This is a genomic window from Paenarthrobacter sp. YJN-5 (genome assembly GCF_015040095.1).
Classification (GTDB): Bacteria; Actinomycetota; Actinomycetes; order Actinomycetales; family Micrococcaceae; genus Arthrobacter; species Arthrobacter ureafaciens.
Genome location: NZ_CP053544.1, coordinates 78,050 through 97,771 on the forward strand (window position 1 = coordinate 78,050; position 19,722 = coordinate 97,771).

Genomic DNA, 19,722 nt, shown 5'->3' on the forward strand with positions numbered 1-19,722 from the left:
GAGGGGGGCGCAGGACTGCCGGTCCTGCGCCCCTGCCCGTAGTATCAACTGTTAACACCGGACTGTTGGCAGTCGCCCTTACACATTGAGGACACATCATGGCCCTGACCGCATCCCTGTTGGGACTGGAAAAGAAGAGCTTGCGCGAACAGGCGCTCATCGCTCTGCGGAGTGCCATCACCAGCGGGGAACTGGAGCCCGGCCGCCACCTCGTAGAGACCGAACTCTCCGAGATGCTCCAGATCAGTCGCGGAACCCTCCGTGAAGCGCTGCGGCAGTTGGAGCAGGAAGGGCTGGTGTCTGCCGGGGCGCGGGGCCGGCTCTCCGTTCGCCACCTGGACGTCAAGGAAATCCGGGACATCTTCGCGGTCCGGGGCGTCCTCGAATCGCTCGCTGCGCGGACCCTGAGCGACATGCCGGACAAAGAGGCCGCCCTCGCTGAACTGCGTGCCGCCGTCGAGAACATGGGCAACGCCGCAAAGCTCTCACTCGAGGAACAGATCGAAGCCGACCTCGAGTTCCACCGGACGCTGTGCCGGCTCTCCGGGAACGAAACGCTGCTCCATCAGTGGGAATCGCTGGAAGGCTCCATCCGGATGTCCATTATGTTCGCCGGTTTGGAGCGTGCCACCAGGAACATGAGCGTCGGACGGCATCACGATATCGTGGCCGCCATCGAAACCGGAGACGCTGCCAAGGCGCGCGAGACCATCATCGGACACATGGACGGTGCCGCCGAAAACCTGGTGGGCTAGGTAGGCTCGGTGAATCCGTGAGTTGATGGATTACTGAGGAGGGCGCGGATTTGCCGATGTGGATGCAGGCCCTGATGTGGGGCACGATCGCCGGCGGCGCGTTGGTGCTCGGCTCGGCGTTGTCATGGAAATGGTCCATTCCACCCAAAATCGTCTCATCCGTCATGTCCTTTGGCGCAGGCGTCCTCATCTCCGCATTGGCCTTTGACCTTGTGGACGAAGCCGCCCGTGGCGGGGGTCTATGGCCGACTGTCTTCGGGTTCCTGGCCGGCGCGGTTGTCTATGTGGGAGCAAACTTCCTGCTGGCCCGCCGGGGAGCCAAGCACCGGAAACGCTCGGGTGGCCACCAGCCCAGCGAAGCAGAGTCGCCGGGCAGCGGGACCGCGATCGCCGTCGGTGCCCTCCTGGACGGCATCCCGGAATCGGTGGTTCTGGGCCTCGGGCTGATCACCGGGGGAGGCGTCAGCCCGGCGATGCTCGCTGCTGTCTTTATCTCCAATGTCCCGGAAGGGCTTTCCAGTACCGCGGGCATGAAGAAATCCGGACGCAGCGCCGCCTACGTCTTCGGAGTCTGGGGCGGCATCGCAGTGCTGTGCGGTATTGCCTCACTGATCGGCTACTCGGCACTGGAGAACGCACCGGCAGGAGTCATTGCCTTCATCACGGCCACCGCAGCCGGTGCCATCCTGGCAATGCTCGCGGACACCATGATCCCGGAAGCCTTCGAGGAACATCACCTGCTGAGCGGCTTGATTGCTTCGCTGGGCTTCCTGACGGCCTTCACGATCAGCGAACTCGGGGGCTAGCCTCGTCCGCAGTCGATCAGTTCGCTGGTCACTGGCCGCCCGCGTTCAACAGATGGTCCGGCAGCCGATTTCCAGGTGCCCGGCCGCGGATTTCCAGCAGTTCGCGCGCGTGGGCGTGCAGCTTCTTGTCCTCCTCGGAGACCGGAACCCAAGCAGGGATGGGAACTGCGGTGCCGGTCTCGTCCCGGGCCACCATGACGGTGAGGCAATACGTGGTCAGATTCATCTCCCGGGTCTTTGGATCGCCCGAACGGACATGTACCGCAATGTGCATACCTTTGGCGCCGGTGTAGACCAAGCGGGCTTCCACTTCCACCACATGGCCAATGAGGAGAGGCCTGTAGAAGCGGACGCCTCCGGAGAACACGGCAACCGTGTCCTTTCCGCAGTACCGCGACGCACAGACATAAGCGGCTTCATCAATCCACTTCATCACGATGCCACCGTGGACTTTCCCGCCCCAGTTCACGTCCGTGGGGGACGCCATGAACCGCAGCGTCACACGCTCGGCCGTTCCGGCGTCGGTATATTCCTGGGCGTTCATCGCGTTCACGATCTGTTCGCGAACATCTATGCGGGCAAGGGCATGTTCACGTGCTTCGATTTCGGCGGGCGTCGATGGCTCGAACTGTGGAACGGGGATCGGCTTTCCGTCGGGCCCCACGGCAACAAAGATCACCATGCATTGGCTGTGCATTGTCTCCGGGCCGCCCTTGGGATCCCGGGAGCTCACGGTCGTGTGGATGTGCATGGACGAGCGGCCGGTGTAGACGATCGTGGAGGTGACCTCAACCATGTCGCCGCTGTTGACGGGATCCGCGAAGTGGATGTTGCCCACATATGCCGTCACGCAATAGGACTTTGCCCAGCCGACAGCTGCTGCGTACGCCGCCTTATCCACCCACTCAAGGACGGTGCCGGCATCGACTGAGCCGCTGTGGCCCACGTCCATGGGGGCTGCGAGGAAGCGGAGGGTCACGGAATTCGCGGGGGACTCGCTCATGGTTCGAAGTTTACTGTTGGCGTGTTTCTGTTACGTGACTGAGCCGTTCCTCTATCACTTCCCGCTCCATTTTCGCGGTTCCTCTATCTCTCTCTTGAAGGCAGTGATAGAGCAACGGGGATATCGGCGTGTTTAGTGATAGAGCAACGGGGGGGTTGGGGGGTGGCTGGGGTGTCGGGCAGTAGGTGGCACTGCAGTTGCGATGCAATTGAGAATCATTATTATTAACGCATGTCATCATTCACACCCTCCTTCGACCTGCCCTCGAGTACCACGCGCCGCCGTCTACGAGCGGTTGCCGCCGTCGGGCTTTCCGCCGTTTTGCTTAGCGCCTGCGCGGCGCCCGGCAACCAAGCAGGTGCGGCGCCGGAACCAAGCCCGTCCACAGCCTCCACCAAGGAGGCGCCCGCTCCCGCCCCTCGCCTCGTTTACACGCACGACGGCGGCGTGGCCGTTCTGGACGCAACGACCCTTGAGCCGGTGGGCGGCGTGGAGCTGGAAGGCTTCAATAGGCTGAACGCGGCGGGTGACGGCAGGCATGTGCTCATCTCAACGGGGGACGCTTTCCGTGTCTTTGACTCCGGTGCCTGGTCCGAGGCGCACGGCGACCATAGCCACCACTACGTCTCCGACCCCGCCTTGACCGGGCTCTCCTTCGACGCCGACGAAGCAGGGCACGTGGTTACCCACGCCGGCAGGACCGTCCTTTTCAGCGACGGTTCCGGGAAAGTGGAGAGCTTCGCTTCTGCCGACCTCACAAAAGGGAGCGAACTGCCTGCCACCGACCAGTACACGACGCCCGAGCCTCACCATGGTGTCGCCGTCGAGCTTGAGGACGGCAAGATGCTGGTGACGCTCGGCAATGAGGAAAGTCGGAAGGGCATCGCCATTCTGTCGGCGGGGAAGGGCCAGGATCGCCGGGAAATTGCGCGCAATGAGGATTGCCCGGGCGTGCATGGCGAAGCGGTGGCTGGCGGTGAAGCCGTGACGGTGGGGTGCACCGACGGCATGCTGATCTACAAGGACGGCGTCATCACCAAGGTGTCCAGCCCGGATGCATACGGCCGGGTGGGAAACCAAGCGGGCTCGGAGAAATCTCCCGTGATCCTCGGTGACTACAAGGTGGATAAAGGTGCGAAGCTGGAGCGTCCTACCAGGATCTCGTTGGTCAATACCGATTCCGCATCGCTGCGACTCGTGGACATCGGGACCAGCTATTCGTTCCGTTCGCTGGGCCGGGGACCCGCGGGCGAAGCGCTGGTTTTGGGAACCGACGGCGGTTTGCGCGTCATCAACCCGCTGACGGGCGCCGTGGAAAAGAACATCCCTGTGGTGGCTGCATGGGAAGAGTCGGAAACCTGGCAGGACCCGCGGCCCACCCTGTTCGTTCAGGGCTCGACGGCGTTCGTCACCGAGCCCGCGACGCGAACCATCCGCGCAGTGAACCTTTCCAGCGGAAAGGTTTCGGGATCGGCCCAGCTTGAGCACGTGCCGAATGAGCTCACGGGCGTCACGGGCTGACCCCTCATCTTTTCGATCCTCACCCGGATGCTCTTCCACATCCTGCCCCTTTCGGCCCGACGCTCTATCACTCCCCTGAAGAGAGTGATAGAGCGTCGGGGGTTTGGGGGTGGGATGTGATAGAGCGCCGGGGGTGGGGGAGCATCTACCCTTGATGAGTGCCTGAAACCACAACCGCCCCCAGCCGTTCCAATGCCCGGGAAATTCTTCGGCTAGCCGTGCCCGCTTTCGGCGCCCTGATCGCCGAGCCCCTGTTCCTCCTGGCCGACTCGGCGATCGTAGGGCATTTGGGCGTCGACCAGTTGGCCGGTGTGGGACTCGCCTCCACGGTTCTGCACACCGCGGTTGGGCTCATGGTTTTCCTGGCGTATTCGACGACGCCGGCAGTCGCCCGCGCGATCGGCGACGGAAAGCTCGGCAAGGCTTTGGCGGCAGGGCGCGACGGCGTATGGCTGGCTCTGCTGCTTGGCGTGGGGCTCGCGGTGCTCGGCTTCATCTTCGCCGAGCCGCTGGTTGGTCTCATGGGCGCGAGCGGAGACGTGCAGGGATTCGCCGTCGACTATCTCCGCTGGTCCATGCCGGGCCTGGCAGCGATGCTCCTGGTATTTGCCGGAACAGGTGTGCTGAGGGGATTGCAGGACACCCGTACTCCGCTGGTGGTGGCCACTGCCGGGTTCGCCCTAAACATCGCCCTGAACTGGTTCCTGGTGTATGGGCTGAACCTTTCCGTGGCTGGTTCCGCGATCGGAACCAGCATCGCGCAGTGGGCTATGGCCGCGGTGTACCTGGTGTTCGTCGGCCGCAATGCCCAGCGTTGCAACGTCTCCCTCAAGCCCGATTGGCATGGCATCCGCGCCATGACCAAAGTGGGCTCGTGGCTCATGCTCCGCACCCTCAGCCTCCGCGTGGCCATCCTCGCCACCGTTGTGGTTGTCACGGCACAGGGCGCGGTCAACCTTGCAGCCCACCAGTTGGCCATGACCATATTCTCTTTCCTGGCGTTTGCGCTGGATGCCCTGGCGATTGCAGCCCAGGCCCTGATCGGAAAGGAGCTGGGAGCCCGGAACGCCCGGCGGGCCCGTGAACTGACACGGACCATGGTTCGCTGGGGCTTGGGCTTCGGCGTGATCACCGGGGTGTTGCTGGCCTTGTTGGCGCCGTTTGCCGGCTATCTGTTCACCTCGGACGCGGGAGTTCAGTCTGCGCTCACTCTTGCCTTGTGGGTACTGGCCGTCGGCCAACCCCTCGCCGGTTACGTCTTCGTCCTTGACGGCGTGCTGATCGGTGCCGGCGACGCCCGCTATCTGGCGATTGCCGGCGTCGTAAATCTTGCTGTCTATCTGCCGCTCCTAGCGGCGGTGTACCTGACAAGGCCCGACGGCGCGGCGGGGCTGGTCTGGTTGTGGCTCGCCTTCGCGCTGGGCTACATGCTGGCGCGCGGGGTGACCCTTGGCCTTCGGGCGCGGACGGATCGGTGGATGGTCCTGGGTTCGCACTAAACTGGACGCGTGACTCTCCCAGCGAATGCCGCCCAGCCCCGTTCTGCTTCCAGGCCCACGCCTTGGAAGCCCGTGCTGCTCCGTGCTGCTGTTGGACTGATGTTCGGGTTGGTCACGGCGTTCTGGAGCAACCCTTCCGGCGAGGGGCTTGCCTGGGCAATGGGACTGTATCTGCTGGCCACGGCGGGAGCGGTCTGGATGTTCCGGACTTTGCCGGTGTTCGTACCGGTGGTCATCGCCTTGGGCGGGATCGGTGCCCTGGTGACGCGGTCCGACGCGGGCGTTGCACTCTCCGCCGTCGTTGCATTGCTGGTTCTGGGGGCTTCCGAACTGACTCGCGGCGTCCGGAAGCGCGACGACGTCGCCCGGGATTGGCTGATTTCCGGCGTTGTTTCCGTGGGTACAGCCGTGGCGCTGCCGTTCTTCATTTCCATGGGCGCCCATGCGCTCCTAGGTGTGGCCGGTGGCGGCGCCATCATCTGCGGGGTCTTGTGGATTCTCTCGGGGCTTACCCTGCGTCACGAAGCCAAGACGTCCTCCGGACCCTCTGCACCCGGCTCGTCAGCCGAGGCCGTAAACTAGTAGCTGGACGTTCTACTGATCGTAGAACTTTGCAAACCGGCGGCAGCTCTTAGAGGCCGCCATTATTGGAGGAATGACCGTGGCTGACCAGACACCAGGAGAACCGCGCAAGATGCGGACTTCGGTCAAGGGACCGCTTGTCTTCTCCGCATTCTTTGCCGTTTTGGCGTTCGTCGCCGTACTGATCTTCGCCTCGGGCGGCAGCGCAAAGGCTCCGAGGTTCGACCTCGCCTTCACCGGCGCCGGCATCGCCTTCATTGTGAGCCTCGTGGTGGCTGCGATGCTGTCCATGAGCTACAAGGAGAACGCCGAACACCTCGGCAAGGGTTCGGGCGTCAACCTCAGTTCCAAGCGGCCGCAGGGCCGTCCGGGTTCGCCGGACTCGCCTGATACGCCGGAAACGCACGACGGCGGACACTAGGTTCCAGCGCTCCTCCCGTTTGGTGGGGGAGCGCTTTTTTGTTGGGGTGGGGTGAAGGCTAGTCGCCCTCGGCGGCTTTCCGGGCCCGGTACGCTGCGACGTGGGTCCGGTTGGCGCAATTTCCGGTGTCGCAGTAGAGCTTTGAACGGTTGCGGCTGAGGTCCAGGACCACGGCGTCGCAGTCTTCCGCTGCGCAGAGGCGCATCCGCTCCATCTCCTTGCTCCGGATCACATCGACGATTGCCATGGCGGCTTCCGTGCCCATGCGATCCGCCAGCGGAGCTTCCGGGGTGGTGGCGTGGAGGTGCCAGTCCCATTGATCGTGCTTGACGAGCTGGGGGAGGGCCTTGGCGTCGGCGAGGAGTTTGTTGATGGCTTTGGCAGCGGTGTCCTCATCGGCACTCCAGAGTGCTGCGAGCTCACCCCGGAGGCGCTTTACGCTGCGCAACTCAGCGGCCGTTCTGGTGCGCGAACCGGAGAAGCCTTCGGCATCCAGGAAAGCGTCAAGGTCCTCTACGGTGGCCAGCGAGTCCTCTCCGTTGGCGGCGGTGTTGATCAGGTTGACGACACTGCGGAGGGCAACCTCGGTGTCAGGCGCAAAAAGCACTTTGACTCCTTACATGCTGGGGGAGTACTGTCATGACCATAAGCCCACTTTACTCCTGACAGGAGGCTGCTGTGTCAGCAACAAGGACCATGGCTGATGCAAAAGGATTCCTGGCATCCGGACTTGGCATCGCCATCATTTCCTCGGCAGTGTTCGGCACTTCCGGATCCTTCGCCAAGTCGATGCTGGAGACCGGCTGGTCTCCCGGGGCCGCCGTTGCCGTGCGGCTCAGTGGCGCTGCCCTCATCCTGCTGATTCCCGCCGTCGTGGTTCTTCGCGGCCGTTGGCACCAACTCAAGGACAACTGGCTCACCATCCTGCTTTTCGGCCTGATCGGCGTTGCCGGCTGCCAGCTCTTCTACTTCAACGCAGTGGCACGCCTGTCTGTGGGCGTTGCGCTCCTGCTGGAGTACCTGGCGCCGGTGATGATCGTCCTGTGGCTCTGGATTTCCAGCCGACGCCGGCCACGCGCCCTCACTGCTGCCGGAGCCCTGCTCTCCCTGGCGGGGCTGGTGCTGGTGCTGGACCTGACCGGTTCCGTGAAGGTGGACTTCATCGGTGTCTTGTGGGGCATGGCCGCAGCCGTGTGCCTGGTCATCTATTTCTTCATCACTGCCAAGGAGAATGACACCTTGCCGCCGCTGGTGCTGGCTTCGGGTGGCCTGGTTGTGGGCGCGGTGGTCATGTGGCTGGTGGGAGCTGTAGGCCTGCTGCCCATGACCTTCAGCACGGCCAACACCTCGCTCGGACCCTGGAAGACCCCATGGTGGGTTTCGGTGGGCGGCTTGGTGATCCTGGCAACCGTGCTCGCATACGTCTCCGGCATCATGGCTGCCCGTAGCCTCGGATCCAAGGTGGCGTCGTTCGTGTCCCTGACGGAAGTACTTTTCGCCGTGCTGTGGGCTTGGCTGCTGCTGGGCGAGCTGCCCGGATCCATCCAGTTGCTGGGCGGCCTGCTGATTGTGGGCGGTGTGGTGTTGGTCCGGGTGGATGAACTGCGGGGCGACAAGCGGGCTGTCCGAATAGACCCGATGGCGGAGCGCGTCCTTGACCACGCGAACGACGTCGAGCCGGTCCCTGGTCCTTAACAGGCGAAGGCCCGGACGCCGTGGCGTCCGGGCCTTTCCCAACTGTCTTAGTTGGAAGCCTGCTGCTGCTGCTCGGCGTTCTTCTGAGCGCGTGCGCCGGCGTCGCGAAGTGCGTCGGCAACCTTCTTGAGGCTGGAAGCGTGCTGGCTGTCCCACTCGCCGCGGAACTTGTCAGCGTCCGGGCCCTTCCAGTCGGTGCCGTCCAGTGCGCCCTTCAGCTGTGAGCGCTGCTGCTCGATGGTCTCTGCGCCGGCCTTCAGCTTGTTACCGAGCTGGCGAAGCTGATCAACGTCTGCACCCCAAATAGCCATGAGATATCTCCTTCATTCTTTTCGGACCCGAGCTCTTCGGCATCCCCAGCGGCCTCCGGCTCATCCGGAAGATCCAATGAATAAAACCTATCCCGGGAATCGCGGGACGGTCGATGGGCACCCCTCCCCATAGAGCCCTGCCCATGGCTAGCATGGGTTTATGTGCCGAAATATCCGGACCCTGCATAACTTTGAACCGCGTGCCACGTCGGCCGAAGTTGAGGCTGCTGCCCTTCAATATGTGCGCAAGATCAGTGGCTCCACCAAGCCGTCCAAGGCCAACGAGGAGGCCTTCGCAGAGGCTGTTCACCAGATCGCACACATTACGCAGCACCTGCTTGATTCGATGGTGAGCCACGGCCCCGCGAAGAACCGTGAAGTGGAAGCGGCCAAGGCTAAGGCCCGGGCCGCCGTCCGCTTTGGAACGGCCTAGCCCGGGCCCCGGTATCCCCAAGTAGCTGGCAGTTGTTGTTGTTCTGGGGGCTCAGAACAACAACAACTGACAGTCAGTTGGGGGTTACTTCCCGAAGGAACGCAGCCTGAGCGAGTTCGCGACAACCAGGACGGAGCTGGCTGCCATGGCCGCGCCGGCGATCATCGGGTTCAGCAGGCCAAGGGCAGCCACCGGGATGCCGATCGCGTTGTAGAAGAACGCCCAGAACAGGTTGGTTTTGATGGTGGACAAGGTCCTCCGTGAAAGCTCTATGGCCTGCACCAACTGGTTCAAGTCGCTCCCCATGACGGTCAGGTCTGATGCTTCAATGGCGACGTCGGTGCCGGACCCCATGGCTATGCCCAAATCAGACTGGGCCAGTGCGGCAGCGTCGTTCACGCCGTCTCCTGCCATCGCAACGGTGGCACCGGCATCTTGGAGCTTCCTGACGGCTTCGACCTTGCCTTCCGGCAAGACACCGGCAAAGACATCATCCGGTGCGATCCCGACGGCGTCGGCAACCTGAGCGGCCACGGCCGCATTGTCTCCGGTCAGGAGCATGGGACGGATTCCCAGCTCCTTGAGCTTGCGGATGGCGTCCGCTGAACCGGGCTTGATGGTGTCAGTCAGGCTGATGATTCCCGCAGCTTGACCATCCAACGCGACCCAGATGGCCGTGGCTCCGGCACGTTCCTGCTCCGCGAAGGTTTCCTGCTGGGCTGGCGTGGGCTTCACGCCGTTCTCCTCCAGCCAGCCGGTGCGGCCAACAAGAACCGACTTACGGGCTCCGTTCAACGCAACGGTGCCCTTGACTCCACCTCCGGGAGCGGAAGTGAAGCCTTCCACGCGTGGCATGAGGCCGGCGTCGGGCATTGCTTCCTTGGCGGCGGCAGCTATGGCGTGGGCGATGGGATGCTCCGACGCGGCCTCAACGGCACCGGCAAGCAGCAGTACGTCCTCTTCGGCCTGGCCGTTGAGCGCAATAGTGTGGTCCACGGCAAGCTTGCCGCTGGTCACGGTGCCCGTCTTGTCCAGGAGGATGGTGTCCACATGGCGGGTGTCTTCAAGGACTTGGGGGCCCTTGATGAGGATGCCCAGCTGGGCGCCGCGGCCGGTTCCCGTGAGCAGGCCAACCGGAGTGGCCAAGCCGAGGGCGCAGGGGCAGGCAATCACGAGGACTGCCACAGCGGCAGTAAACGACGCGTTGAGGTCTCCGCTGAAAACCACCCACAGTACAAACGTCAGAACGGCGATGATCAGGACGATCGGCACGAACACGGAACTGATGCGGTCTGCGAGCCTGGCGATGGGCGCCTTGCCCGTTTGCGCCTGGCTGACCAAGCGGCCCATCTGCGCGAGGGTGGTATCCGACCCCACCCGGGTGGCCCGGACAAGCAACCGCCCGGATGCGTTGATGGTGGCGCCGGTGACGGGACTTCCCGGTCCGACTTCGACAGGAACCGATTCGCCGGTCACCAAGGACGCATCGACGGCGGAAGAACCCTCCGCTACGACGCCGTCAGTGGCGACTTTCTCACCAGGGCGAACCACAAAGATGTCCCCCACTTGGAGCTGGTCCGCCGGAACTTTCTGTTCCCTGCCGTCCACGAGGATGGTTGCGTCCTTGGCGCCGAGGTTCAGCAGGGCCTTGAGGGCATTTCCTGCCTTCGCCTTGGCGTTGGCCTCCAGGTAGCGGCCGAGGAGCAGGAACGTGGTGACGACTGCGGCGACCTCGAAGTACAGCCCGCCGGACATGCCCTCCATGCCTGGATGCTCGGTGATCCGCGGGTCTGCGAACAACTGCCAGACGGAGTAGAAGTAGGCCGCAATCACACCGATGGAGACCAGGGTGTCCATGGTGGACGCGAAGTGCCGGGCATTGATGGCTGCGGCACGGTGGAACGGCCACGCAGCCCAGCTCACCACCGGGAGTGCCAGCGCGGCCACAACCCAGCCCCAGTTGGGGAACTGGAAGGCCGGAATCATGGAAATTGCAAAAACGGGGACCGTGAGGATGGCCGCCATGATCAAACGGGGAAACAGGGTTGATGCAGCCGGGCCATGCTCCATGTGGTTCCCGTGAGGGGCCTCGCCATGTGCGGCGTGGTCCCCATGTGCGCCGAAGTCGCCGCTGTGGGCGACATGCTCTGCATGCTCGCCCGTACCTCGCTTGGACGCATGCTGCTGCATGTCCCCCACTTCGACGGAGTGGCGAGGTTGTTGGGTTGGTAGTTGGCGGATTGTGGCCTTGTAGCCCGTGGCGTTGACCGTGTCTACGAGTTGCTGGTCCGTGACGGTCGACGGGACGGTGACGTGGGCTGACTCCAGGGGAAGGTTGACGGTGGCCTCGACGCCTTCGATCTTGCCGAGCTTCCGTTCTACGCGATTGACGCACGACGCGCACGTCATGCCCTCAATGTCCAGTTCAACTACCCGGGTATCGGGCTTGTGGAACGTCTCCTGGTTGGTCAAGGGAACTCCTATGCTTGGTTGGCTACCACCACGTAGCCGGCTTCTGCGACCGCTTCACCGATTTCAGCCGGTGAGAGCTCGCTTGTGGAGGTGATGGTCACGGTGGACAGTCCACCGGGGTTCAGGTCTACGGAGACTTCCTCGACCCCGTTGAGTGCTTCAAGTTCTTCGCTCACGCTCGAAACGCAGTGCCCGCAGGTCATGCCGGAAACGTTGACGTTGGTTTGGATTGTCTGGCTCATGAAGTGCTCCTTGGTGGTGAGTTGAATGGGGTAGTGCGGGTTTGACCGGCTACCGCAGCAGGCGGCCGATGGCATCGGTGGCTTCCTTGACTTTGGCGTCGATCTGCTCCGCCCTGGCTTGGGGATCGGGCTCGGAAGCGGCCCCCACAACACAATGGCCGATGTGCTCTTCAACGAGCCCCAGGCTCACTGCGTGGAGGGCCTTGGTTGCGGCGGCCACCTGGGTGAGGATGTCGATACAGTATTTGTCCTCTTCGACCATCCTCGCGATGCCGCGGACTTGGCCTTCAATACGTTTCAGGCGCCTCAAATACGCATCCTTGTTGCCCGTGTACCCATGCGTGGTGGGGCCAAGATCAACCTCCAGTGCAGGGAGGTCTGATCCCGGGTAGTTCAGGTCTGCCGTGTTCATGGGATCAAATGTATACCCCTCCGGGGTATAAAACAAGTACCCCCAGGGGGTATCTTGCACAAACGGTGAACCCATCCTTAAGGATGGGCGGAACCGTCAAAAAATAGCGTTACCCTACCCCTTTTGATTCGGAAACATGGTTGTCAGCAGGCAAGCATTCCGCAGAATCCCCGAGCCGGGACCGAATCGAAGGGAAAACCCGTGAACCCGCCAGCAAGCGCCACCACGACCGCTGCATCAACGACTTCGTCCGATATCGTGCGGAACCTCTCCCTCATCACAGACGAGATGACGGGGACCGCGGCCAAGATCGACGAACTTCAACTGGCCAGGGTAGCCAGCCACCTGGCACACCCCGGGCGGATCTTCGTGGCAGGAGCCGGTCGCAGCGGGCTGGTCCTCAGAATGGCCGCCATGCGGCTGATGCATCTTGGCCTCACCGTCCACGTTGCCGGAGACACCACTACTCCTGCCATCGCTTCCGGCGATCTCCTCCTGGTGGCGTCCGGCTCCGGAACGACCTCCGGCGTCGTGAAGGCCGCGGAGACTGCTGCACGGGCCGGTGCCCGGATCGCAGCGTTCACCACCAACCCGGACTCCCCGTTGGCGGGTCTGGCTGATTCCGTGGTGGTCATCCCGGCGGCCCAGAAGACCGACCACGGATCCGCCGTCACCCGCCAGTACTCCGGCTCATTGTTCGAGCAGGCACTCTTCCTGGCCACTGAAACCATCTTCCAATCCCTCTGGGATAACGACGCGCAACCCGCTGAAAAGCTGTGGTTGCGTCACGCGAACCTTGAGTAAAGCCACCCCGATTTCCCTCCAGCAGAACCACAACAGAAAGTAGTCCCTTCCCATGAAGCTCCAAGTTGCCATCGACCTCCTGACCACCGAAGCCGCCCTCGAACTGGCCGGCCAGGTAGCCGAGTACGTAGACATCATTGAACTCGGCACGCCGCTGATCAAGGCCGAAGGCCTGCCGGCCATCACCGCCGTCAAGAACGCCCACCCGGACAAGATCGTGTTCGCCGACCTCAAGACCATGGATGCCGGCGAACTCGAAGCCGACATCGCTTTCAAGGCAGGAGCCGACCTGGTCACCGTCCTTGGCGCAGCGGACGACTCCACCATCGCCGGTGCCGTGAAGGCCGCCAAGGCCCACAACAAGGGCGTTGTGGTTGACCTCATTGGCATCGAGGACAAGGTCACCCGTGCACAGGAAGTCCGTGCCCTCGGCGCGAAGTTCGTTGAGATGCACGCCGGCCTGGACGAGCAGGCCAAGCCCGGCTTCGACCTCAACGGCCTGCTGCGCGCCGGCTCTGAAGCCCGCGTTCCGTTCTCCGTCGCCGGCGGCGTGAAGCTGGAGACCATCGCCGATGTGCAGAAGGCGGGAGCCGACGTCGCCGTCGCCGGTGGCGCCATCTACTCCGCCGAGGATCCTGCGCTGGCCGCAAAGCAGCTGCGCGCAGCCATCGCCTGATTCCTTCCGCACCAAGGTGGCGCCCCGCAGCTGGACTGCGGGGCGCCACCTTTCGCATATCGGACGAACCTGGAGAAGGCCATGATCGTAGATCTTCCCGATACAACCACCTCGAAGATTTCCAAGAAGATCAGCTCGTTGCGCGAGCAGGGCGGGGTGATCGCGCTGGGCCGGGTGCTGACGCTGGTTGTGGTGACCAAGTCCGGGCAGGAAGAAGAAGCCATCGAGGCCGCGAACGAAGCCTCCCGGGAACACCCCTGCCGGATCATCGTGCTGGCCGACGCCGGAGCGCAGGCCCCGGACCGGTTGGACGCGCAGATCCGGGTCGGTGGCGACGCGGGCGCGTCGGAGGTGATCGTGTTGCGCGGGTACGGGCAGATGGCCCACGAAAGCGAGTCCCTGGTGGCTGCGCTGCTGCTCCCGGACGCCCCGATCGTGGCCTGGTGGCCGCACGGGGCACCGGAAAGCGCGTGTGAGACGTCCATCGGAGCGATCGCGCACCGCCGGATCACCGACTCCGCGAACGAACCGGACCCCGCCCGGGCCCTGGAGAACATCCGTCGAACCTACAAAGCCGGCGACACCGACCTCGCCTGGACCCGACTGACCAACTGGCGCATCCAACTCGCTGCGGCTTTGGAGCAGTCCGACGACGTTGAGGTCACCGCAGTGACGGTGGAAGGCGACGGCGATTCCCCAAGCACCCTGCTGCTCGGAAGCTGGTTGGGACGCGCCCTCCAGGTTCCCGTGGCGATCGTTGCCGGCCAGGCAGGAACGGGCCTCGTCGGGGTCCACCTTGCCACGCCGTCCGGGACCATCAGCCTGACCAGGGAACGGGGTTCGATCGTTGAACTCATCCAGCCAGGCCAGCCCGCACAACGCATCGCCCTCCCACGCCGCAGCCTCAAGGACTGCCTCGCAGAAGAACTCCGCCGGCTCGACCCCGACGAAGTCTTCGGGGACACGGTGCGCAGCTTCGAGGCGTTCACCAACGTCCAGGCCAGCGCCGAGGATGCCCTCCTCAGCGGGGCGGACAGGTGGGATGACGCTTTGGTGAGGGTCGGTTAGCCTTACCGCATGCCCCGGCTGTGGGCCAGTGCGATCGCCTCGGTGCGCGAACCGACGTCGAGCTTTTTGAAAAGGTTCCGTACATGGAACTTCACCGTATTCTCGCTGATCCCCATGGACGACGCGATGGTGCGGTTGCGGTGCCCTGCTGCCAGCAGTTGGAGCACCTCCAGTTCGCGCGCGGCAAGGTTCCACGCGGCAACGTCTCCGGGCGGCCGCGTCGGCAGGTCAAGCGGGAGCGAAACGAAGACGTCCGCGCCCCAGCCCGACATTACATCCATCCGCATCTGACCCGTGAGGGCCTGGACCCGGCGGTCCAGCCTCGCAATGCCGGGGTCGTCGGTGGTCAGCGCGCCGCCGCCGTCGTCGCGTACGTTGATCAGCAGGTTCTCGCCGTCACAATCCCATTGCGTGCGGACGCGGCGCACCTCCGGCTGTTCCATCATTGCCAGCACCAGCCCGCGGACAATGGCCCGGGCCGCATGCGCGACCTCGCCCGGCAGCGCCCTTCCATTGAGCGGCGGTTCGATGAACTGGACTTCGATTCCGCTGAAACTCGTCAACGGGCGCAGGTCCTCGCGCAAGCGTTCAAAAGCCCTGACAACCGGCTCTTCCACCAGATCCGTGGTGCGGTCGCTGTATGAACGGAGCGCCACCAAGGCCTTCGCTGCGAGGTTCGTGGCAGTCGTTCGGGCGGTGGCGTCGTCCAACGCGTTCGACCGCAAGGCCGCGAGCAAGGTCTCCAAAGTGGTCGAGTGGAGGTCCGTCAGTTCCGCCGTGACCCGCACCCGCTCGGCCGAGGCCGCCCGTGATTCAAGCAAGTACGACGGCGGTGCATCCGCGACTTTTTCGCGTATGCGCTTGGCCGTGAGATCCCACAGGTACTCCAACAGTCCGAACCCGGGTTCCGGTTCTGCAAGCTTGGGATCCGTCAACACAAGAAGGGCATTGCTGGGTCCATGCCGTAGGGCGAGCAGCTGCCGGGTTTGCCCTGCGATATCGGCTGCCCCCAGCCAGGGTGCCTCGCCGGGCAGCGCACCACGGAGAACGTCAAGCTCTGCAATGGACACGCGGGAAGTGATCTCCTCGGCGCCCGCCTTCTTCTGCGGCCGGCCAGTGCAGTCCTCGGTAAAGATCACCAAAGCGCTGCAGCCGAACGTTGGAAGAAGGGCATCCCGCAGCCGCTCGGCAATCTCCGCCAAGGGCGCATCGGCCAGTGCAGCTACAGCGCGCAGCAACGGCCACGGAAGTTCGGGCTCAGGCATGGAACGTCCTTGTTGTTTCGTCAGTCGGATAGGCGACCGGGTACTGACACATCCTGCCCGAAAGTGTAGCCAAACTTGGCGTCGGCACCTAGACGCGTTCCGCCGTCGTGCCCTGTGCGAGGGCGACTGCCGTCGGGCTGACATCTTGTCACCCGGGGGTTGACAATTTATCAAGCAGGGATCAAGCTTGGGTCCATGAAGAGTCAACCCGGGGGTGACAGCAACCAGGGAGCGCTCCTGGACGAGCAGTGGCGGGCGGTCCTTCTGCACCGCACGGACGGTGACGGATCCCGGCAAACAGCGGCCAGGCGATTTGCCGAACAAGGGATAGGCCCGGAGCAGGTCAGGGCAGTCCTGGCGGACGGGGGTGATGCCCTCTATGCTGCTGCAGCCAGCGGCCGCCACGGTTGGGCGGACGCGTTCGGGGGTCCCCTGGCGGTCGCGCTGCTCTCGGCGGAAGTGGGAATCCTCGCGGCCCATTTGAACTCGCGCGCGTCCGGGGTCAGGTCGATGGCCGTAGCCGAACTCCTGGACGAATATAGTGCCGTGACGGTGGCCGGCGAACTCGGCGTAGCGCGGCAAAAGGTATACGAAATCGCGAGGCCTGGCCTTCGCCCGCCCTACATCGAGCAGGTCCCATGGAGAACAACATGAATCCCCTTGAAGAACAGGTCCAGTTGCCTGATCCCAGCATCAAGTTCCGGGTGCATCCCCTTGACCTGCCGGAGGCCCGGAAGGAGTTCCTGGTGGGCTGGGCGTTGGGAATTGTCGCCACGCCTCAGGTGTACACCGCCCTTTTGGCGGGCCTGTGGGCGGTCAGCAACAATTACGTCACCCCGGTGCTGGTTCCTCTGGTGTTGGTGGTGACCGCCGGGTGGGTTGGCTCCAAGGTCACCCGGGGTGCGTGGGACTACATACCCCGGAGACGGCACGACGTGGACCGGCGGACGCCCGGACTGACCATTGCCGCGGCCCTCTTGAAGTCCGTCGCACTCTTCGCAGGGTTGATCGGTTTTATGGCGTGGACTGCTGCCCAGGATTTGGTGCCCGGCTTCAGCCCCTATCCGCTGGGCATGGGCGCCGCAATTGTGGCGATCATGGTCGTGGGGCTGGTCAGCAAGCTGGTCCGTCACAAAACAACCGACCTGCTTGCCGACGCCATTAACCTGGGCGTAGTAGCGGCAGCTGTCTGGCTCGGGTTCGGGCTCCTCCCCGAAGGGAGGGAGCTTGCACCAACGGCCCTGATACCTGGCGCTCTGATCCTCCTGGGCGTGTGGCTGATCTGGTTGCTCTTCAGTTCCTGGGAGTTCCGTCGCAACCACGGCTGAGCGAGACCGCGACGGCGGCGCCTGGAAACCGCCGCCGCCCCACCGCCGTCGTGCCCTTACTCTGCCTGTTCCTCCTCGGCAGGTTCCGGTTCCCGCAGTACCAGCGCGGTGCCTTGGTACGGGCCGAGCTCCAGGAAGAAGCTGTGGAGGTCGTCCACATGGCCGACGTCCTCACTGCTGAAGAGGTCATGGACCACTGAACCAGGGACCAGATGCGGGGACTGGATGCTGCCGGCGATCTCCTGGTCGGAGAAGTTCAGGACCGTGACCTCGAGACTGCCGTCGCCGAGTTGGTTGACCAGCACCAGGAGGGCGCGGTTGGAGACCTCCGGCACATCCAGGAGCACGCTCGTGGCAATTCCGGAGCTCTCGCGCACCCGCAGGATCTCCTGCAGGCGGCGCGCGTAGGAGTTGGGATCCTTGAGCTGCTCCGGCAGCGAACCATAGAGGCTCCGGGCACGGGGCATCCCTGCCGCGGACTTGGCCGCATCCGGGCGGGTGCCCATGAGGTCGTGGGCGCCGCGGTTGATCCAACGGGTGTCGCCCTGCGCGGTCAGTTCGCCTACGACGTCGCGCGGCAGGGCGATGATGCCTGTCAGGTCCCATCCGGACAGGGCAAAGACGCCCGGCTGCAGCGCGTTGTACATGGACATGAGCACGTGGACATCGCGGACCTGTGCCTCCTGCTCCGGAGTCATGGCCTCAGGGTCCGGAATGCCGAGGGTTGCCATGATGAAGCTTGCCGTGGTGCACGCGATGCCGTTGGTGGTGAAGAGCGCGTTGTACGGACCACTCTCACCGGTGAGGCGATCGCGGAGGGTCTGCTGAACCTTCTCCGCCACCTCCGCGCCGGTGAGTTCCTCGCCGCCGAGTTCGAATATGTCCTCACGGTGGCCGGCAGCGAAGTGCAGGAGCTCGTACGTCAGTTCATCGTGGTTCTGGAGGGCATGGACCAACGAAGCCTGGTCAACCCCGATCTCCATGGCCAAACGCAGGGTGAGGCGGAGGAACTCGGTGTCGGCCGTGACCAGGGAGTAATGGTAGGCCGGGCGCGTGATGAAGTCGTAGGACAGATCGGCGCCGGCCTCCGATTGGGCCTTGATGTCGTCGATGGTGAGGTTGAGTTCCTGGAACGAGAACCCGCCTACCTTGCGGATCATGGAACCGATGAGTTGGTTGGCGGCCTCGGACAACGGGTGGCCCTCAGACCACCCCGGTTGCTCTTCGGCACTCTTTTCCACGCCCAGGAACCCGTTGGCATCAAGGCGAAGGGCACCGGTGCCGAGGTCAAGCAGCGAGTGAAGGGCGTCGCCCACAACCAAACGCATTCCCGCGAACGTCGGGTCCAGCCAGTTGATGGAGGGCTGCCCGGCCTTGAAGTAGTGCAGGTACACCCAGCGCCGGACCTTGCCCGTGGTATCTGCCACCGGACGCGTGGCGCTCCAGTTGGTCTCCTTGACGCCAGGTTCGTAGAAGATCACACGCTGCAGGCGGCCGATGATGTAACCGGCTTTCTGCAGGGCCTGTTCTGCCTCGGGGCTGATGTTCACGGAGTCTTTTCCTTCAGGAACATCGGGCAACAGGTGCCAGTCCTCTTCGGGAATATCCACCATGTGGTAGATGCCGGGGTAGTCCCTGAAGTTCATCTCGGCGAGCCGGAAATCGGCGCCCTTTCCGGTGTGGCCCGGAACGATGTCGTCAATGACAGTGCCATCGTGATCCGCCGCCACCTCGCACATCCGGCGGAATTCCTCTTCCGTTCCGAAGGCCGGATCGATTGCCATGCTGATGCGGTCGAAGTGCCCGTCAACGCTGGGTGTTTGCGACCAACCGCTGATGCCGCCAGCCAGTTTCACGGGTCCGGTGTGCAGGCCCCGAATGCCGATCTCGCGGAATGCCTCCCACAGCTCGGGGTCCCCCAGGGCGGCAAGGAAGGACTGCTTTTCCTTGGTGATGAAGGAAAGAGGGTAGGCCGTGAACCAGACCGGGGCCTTCTCCACGGCAGCCCTCGGGTTCGGCCGGGCATAGGCGTTTTGCCACATGCTCGCCTGGCCGGACAACTGACGCGCCATGGTGTTGGCATCTCCCAGCATCGACTGGTTGCGAAGCCAATCAACGTATGTCTTATTCAGCCCGTCGAACTCAAGGGAGGGGCGCGCGGCGAAGAACTGGCGACGGCGGGCTACGGGCCTCAGCGCCTTGGGCCGCGCGGGGTAGAACTGCTCGTCAAAGGAGACTTCCGGGACTTCGGTTTCTTCAACCGTCTCTTCCCGGCTTGTGCCGTTCGATGACTCATTCAACTTCGTGGAATCTCCGGCAACATGCTTCATGTCGGATACATCGTCGCTGACTTTCGGCTCCTGCACAGTCTTCTCCTTTACGCGGCCCGCGCGCTTGGCGCCGGCCTTTCGAGGGCTTGCTCAAGAGGA

General features: G+C 63.8%; 21 protein-coding genes. 13 read left to right on the top strand and 8 right to left on the bottom strand.

Going from position 1 to position 19,722, the window contains the following annotated elements; genetic code table 11:
- Nucleotides 1-98: 98 nt before the first annotated feature.
- Together HMI59_RS00360 and HMI59_RS00365 are read left to right on the top strand one after the other, a co-directional pair.
- Nucleotides 99-755 (top strand): GntR family transcriptional regulator, encoded by a 657-nt coding sequence (locus tag HMI59_RS00360; protein WP_021473301.1) that lies wholly within the window; start codon nt 99-101, stop codon nt 753-755.
- A 50-nt stretch (nt 756-805) separates the two neighbouring features.
- Nucleotides 806-1,561: a ZIP family metal transporter gene (locus HMI59_RS00365; protein ID WP_179011303.1), complete on the top strand. Its 756-nt coding sequence runs from the start codon at nt 806-808 to the stop codon at nt 1,559-1,561.
- Nucleotides 1,562-1,589: 28 nt separating this feature from the next.
- On the opposite strand, the gene HMI59_RS00370 is transcribed toward HMI59_RS00365, so the two are convergent.
- Nucleotides 1,590-2,564, bottom strand: coding sequence for an acyl-CoA thioesterase (locus HMI59_RS00370; RefSeq protein WP_166186208.1), 975 nt, complete (start codon nt 2,562-2,564; stop codon nt 1,590-1,592).
- A 231-nt stretch (nt 2,565-2,795) separates the two neighbouring features.
- On the opposite strand from HMI59_RS00370, the gene aztD reads away from it, so the two are divergent.
- The 4 genes from aztD to HMI59_RS00390 all read left to right on the top strand — a co-directional run bounded on the left by aztD (nt 2,796) and on the right by HMI59_RS00390 (nt 6,587).
- Nucleotides 2,796-4,085, top strand: a complete 1,290-nt coding sequence (gene aztD, locus HMI59_RS00375; RefSeq protein ID WP_227471480.1) for a zinc metallochaperone AztD — start codon at nt 2,796-2,798, stop codon at nt 4,083-4,085.
- A gap of 158 nt (nt 4,086-4,243) precedes the next feature.
- Complete coding sequence (locus HMI59_RS00380) at nt 4,244-5,584, top strand: MATE family efflux transporter (RefSeq protein ID WP_193592455.1); 1,341 nt, start codon at nt 4,244-4,246, stop codon at nt 5,582-5,584.
- A 9-nt stretch (nt 5,585-5,593) separates the two neighbouring features.
- On the top strand, nt 5,594-6,166 hold the full coding sequence (locus HMI59_RS00385; protein ID WP_227471481.1) for a hypothetical protein: 573 nt from the start codon (nt 5,594-5,596) through the stop codon (nt 6,164-6,166).
- A gap of 73 nt (nt 6,167-6,239) precedes the next feature.
- Nucleotides 6,240-6,587 carry a hypothetical protein gene (locus tag HMI59_RS00390; protein ID WP_021473295.1) on the top strand — a complete coding sequence of 116 codons (348 nt, stop codon included), beginning with the start codon at nt 6,240-6,242 and terminating at the stop codon, nt 6,585-6,587.
- Nucleotides 6,588-6,645: 58 nt separating this feature from the next.
- Here the strand turns inward: HMI59_RS00390 and HMI59_RS00395 are convergent, their stop codons facing one another.
- A complete protein-coding gene (locus HMI59_RS00395) occupies nt 6,646-7,194 on the bottom strand; it encodes an ABATE domain-containing protein (protein WP_021473294.1) in 549 nt (182 codons plus the stop codon).
- A gap of 89 nt (nt 7,195-7,283) precedes the next feature.
- Between HMI59_RS00395 and HMI59_RS00400 the strand changes: the two genes are divergently transcribed.
- Entirely contained in the window at nt 7,284-8,282 is a 999-nt protein-coding gene (locus HMI59_RS00400; protein WP_193592456.1) for a DMT family transporter, read from the top strand.
- Nucleotides 8,283-8,329: 47 nt separating this feature from the next.
- Here the strand turns inward: HMI59_RS00400 and HMI59_RS00405 are convergent, their stop codons facing one another.
- Nucleotides 8,330-8,593 (bottom strand): WXG100 family type VII secretion target, encoded by a 264-nt coding sequence (locus HMI59_RS00405; RefSeq protein ID WP_021473292.1) that lies wholly within the window; start codon nt 8,591-8,593, stop codon nt 8,330-8,332.
- Nucleotides 8,594-8,753: 160 nt separating this feature from the next.
- On the opposite strand from HMI59_RS00405, the gene HMI59_RS00410 reads away from it, so the two are divergent.
- Nucleotides 8,754-9,026 (top strand): DUF2277 domain-containing protein, encoded by a 273-nt coding sequence (locus HMI59_RS00410; RefSeq protein WP_193592457.1) that lies wholly within the window; start codon nt 8,754-8,756, stop codon nt 9,024-9,026.
- Nucleotides 9,027-9,110: 84 nt separating this feature from the next.
- Here HMI59_RS00410 and HMI59_RS00415 read toward each other — a convergent pair whose 3' ends face one another.
- From HMI59_RS00415 to HMI59_RS00425, 3 genes are read right to left on the bottom strand one after another with little or no spacing between them, the layout of a single operon-like run.
- Nucleotides 9,111-11,498, bottom strand: coding sequence for a cation-translocating P-type ATPase (locus HMI59_RS00415; RefSeq protein WP_193592458.1), 2,388 nt, complete (start codon nt 11,496-11,498; stop codon nt 9,111-9,113).
- Nucleotides 11,499-11,506: 8 nt separating this feature from the next.
- Nucleotides 11,507-11,740: a heavy-metal-associated domain-containing protein gene (locus tag HMI59_RS00420; protein ID WP_021473289.1), complete on the bottom strand. Its 234-nt coding sequence runs from the start codon at nt 11,738-11,740 to the stop codon at nt 11,507-11,509.
- Nucleotides 11,741-11,789: 49 nt separating this feature from the next.
- Nucleotides 11,790-12,152: a metal-sensitive transcriptional regulator gene (locus tag HMI59_RS00425; protein ID WP_021473288.1), complete on the bottom strand. Its 363-nt coding sequence runs from the start codon at nt 12,150-12,152 to the stop codon at nt 11,790-11,792.
- A gap of 201 nt (nt 12,153-12,353) precedes the next feature.
- Here HMI59_RS00425 and hxlB point away from each other — a divergent pair, with 201 nt between their 5' ends.
- The 3 genes from hxlB (at nt 12,354) to HMI59_RS00440 (ending at nt 14,700) form a co-directional block, all read left to right on the top strand.
- Nucleotides 12,354-12,956 (top strand): 6-phospho-3-hexuloisomerase, encoded by a 603-nt coding sequence (gene hxlB, locus HMI59_RS00430; RefSeq protein WP_193592460.1) that lies wholly within the window; start codon nt 12,354-12,356, stop codon nt 12,954-12,956.
- A 52-nt stretch (nt 12,957-13,008) separates the two neighbouring features.
- Nucleotides 13,009-13,632, top strand: coding sequence for a 3-hexulose-6-phosphate synthase (hxlA, locus tag HMI59_RS00435; RefSeq protein ID WP_193592461.1), 624 nt, complete (start codon nt 13,009-13,011; stop codon nt 13,630-13,632).
- 81 nt (nt 13,633-13,713) lie between these two features.
- Nucleotides 13,714-14,700, top strand: a complete 987-nt coding sequence (locus HMI59_RS00440) for a glucose-6-phosphate dehydrogenase assembly protein OpcA (protein ID WP_193592462.1) — start codon at nt 13,714-13,716, stop codon at nt 14,698-14,700.
- Between the two features lie 2 nt (nt 14,701-14,702).
- On the opposite strand, the gene HMI59_RS00445 is transcribed toward HMI59_RS00440, so the two are convergent.
- Nucleotides 14,703-15,965: a helix-turn-helix transcriptional regulator gene (locus HMI59_RS00445; protein WP_193592463.1), complete on the bottom strand. Its 1,263-nt coding sequence runs from the start codon at nt 15,963-15,965 to the stop codon at nt 14,703-14,705.
- A 195-nt stretch (nt 15,966-16,160) separates the two neighbouring features.
- Between HMI59_RS00445 and HMI59_RS00450 the strand changes: the two genes are divergently transcribed.
- Nucleotides 16,161-16,619 carry a hypothetical protein gene (locus HMI59_RS00450; RefSeq protein WP_193592464.1) on the top strand — a complete coding sequence of 153 codons (459 nt, stop codon included), beginning with the start codon at nt 16,161-16,163 and terminating at the stop codon, nt 16,617-16,619.
- Nucleotides 16,616-17,293, top strand: a complete 678-nt coding sequence (locus HMI59_RS00455; protein ID WP_193592465.1) for a hypothetical protein — start codon at nt 16,616-16,618, stop codon at nt 17,291-17,293. The genes HMI59_RS00450 and HMI59_RS00455 overlap by 4 nt, the downstream gene beginning before the upstream one ends.
- Nucleotides 17,294-17,349: 56 nt before the next feature.
- On the opposite strand, the gene treS is transcribed toward HMI59_RS00455, so the two are convergent.
- A complete protein-coding gene (gene treS / locus HMI59_RS00460) occupies nt 17,350-19,659 on the bottom strand; it encodes a maltose alpha-D-glucosyltransferase (protein ID WP_227471482.1) in 2,310 nt (769 codons plus the stop codon).
- Between the last annotated feature and the right edge of the window lie 63 nt (nt 19,660-19,722).

Excerpts from the sequence above, each read along its gene's own strand:
- HMI59_RS00360 (WP_021473301.1), top strand. The coding sequence starts at position 99 with ATGGCCCTGACCGCATCCCTGTTGGGACTGGAAAAGAAGAGCTTGCGC.
- HMI59_RS00370 (WP_166186208.1), bottom strand. The coding sequence starts at position 2,564 with ATGAGCGAGTCCCCCGCGAATTCCGTGACCCTCCGCTTCCTCGCAGCC.
- aztD (WP_227471480.1), top strand. The coding sequence starts at position 2,796 with ATGTCATCATTCACACCCTCCTTCGACCTGCCCTCGAGTACCACGCGC.
- HMI59_RS00390 (WP_021473295.1), top strand. The coding sequence starts at position 6,240 with ATGACCGTGGCTGACCAGACACCAGGAGAACCGCGCAAGATGCGGACT.
- HMI59_RS00400 (WP_193592456.1), top strand. The coding sequence starts at position 7,284 with ATGGCTGATGCAAAAGGATTCCTGGCATCCGGACTTGGCATCGCCATC.
- HMI59_RS00405 (WP_021473292.1), bottom strand. The coding sequence starts at position 8,593 with ATGGCTATTTGGGGTGCAGACGTTGATCAGCTTCGCCAGCTCGGTAAC.
- HMI59_RS00410 (WP_193592457.1), top strand. The coding sequence starts at position 8,754 with ATGTGCCGAAATATCCGGACCCTGCATAACTTTGAACCGCGTGCCACG.
- HMI59_RS00420 (WP_021473289.1), bottom strand. The coding sequence starts at position 11,740 with ATGAGCCAGACAATCCAAACCAACGTCAACGTTTCCGGCATGACCTGC.
- HMI59_RS00425 (WP_021473288.1), bottom strand. The coding sequence starts at position 12,152 with ATGAACACGGCAGACCTGAACTACCCGGGATCAGACCTCCCTGCACTG.
- hxlA (WP_193592461.1), top strand. The coding sequence starts at position 13,009 with ATGAAGCTCCAAGTTGCCATCGACCTCCTGACCACCGAAGCCGCCCTC.
- HMI59_RS00440 (WP_193592462.1), top strand. The coding sequence starts at position 13,714 with ATGATCGTAGATCTTCCCGATACAACCACCTCGAAGATTTCCAAGAAG.
- HMI59_RS00445 (WP_193592463.1), bottom strand. The coding sequence starts at position 15,965 with ATGCCTGAGCCCGAACTTCCGTGGCCGTTGCTGCGCGCTGTAGCTGCA.
- HMI59_RS00450 (WP_193592464.1), top strand. The coding sequence starts at position 16,161 with ATGAAGAGTCAACCCGGGGGTGACAGCAACCAGGGAGCGCTCCTGGAC.
- HMI59_RS00455 (WP_193592465.1), top strand. The coding sequence starts at position 16,616 with ATGAATCCCCTTGAAGAACAGGTCCAGTTGCCTGATCCCAGCATCAAG.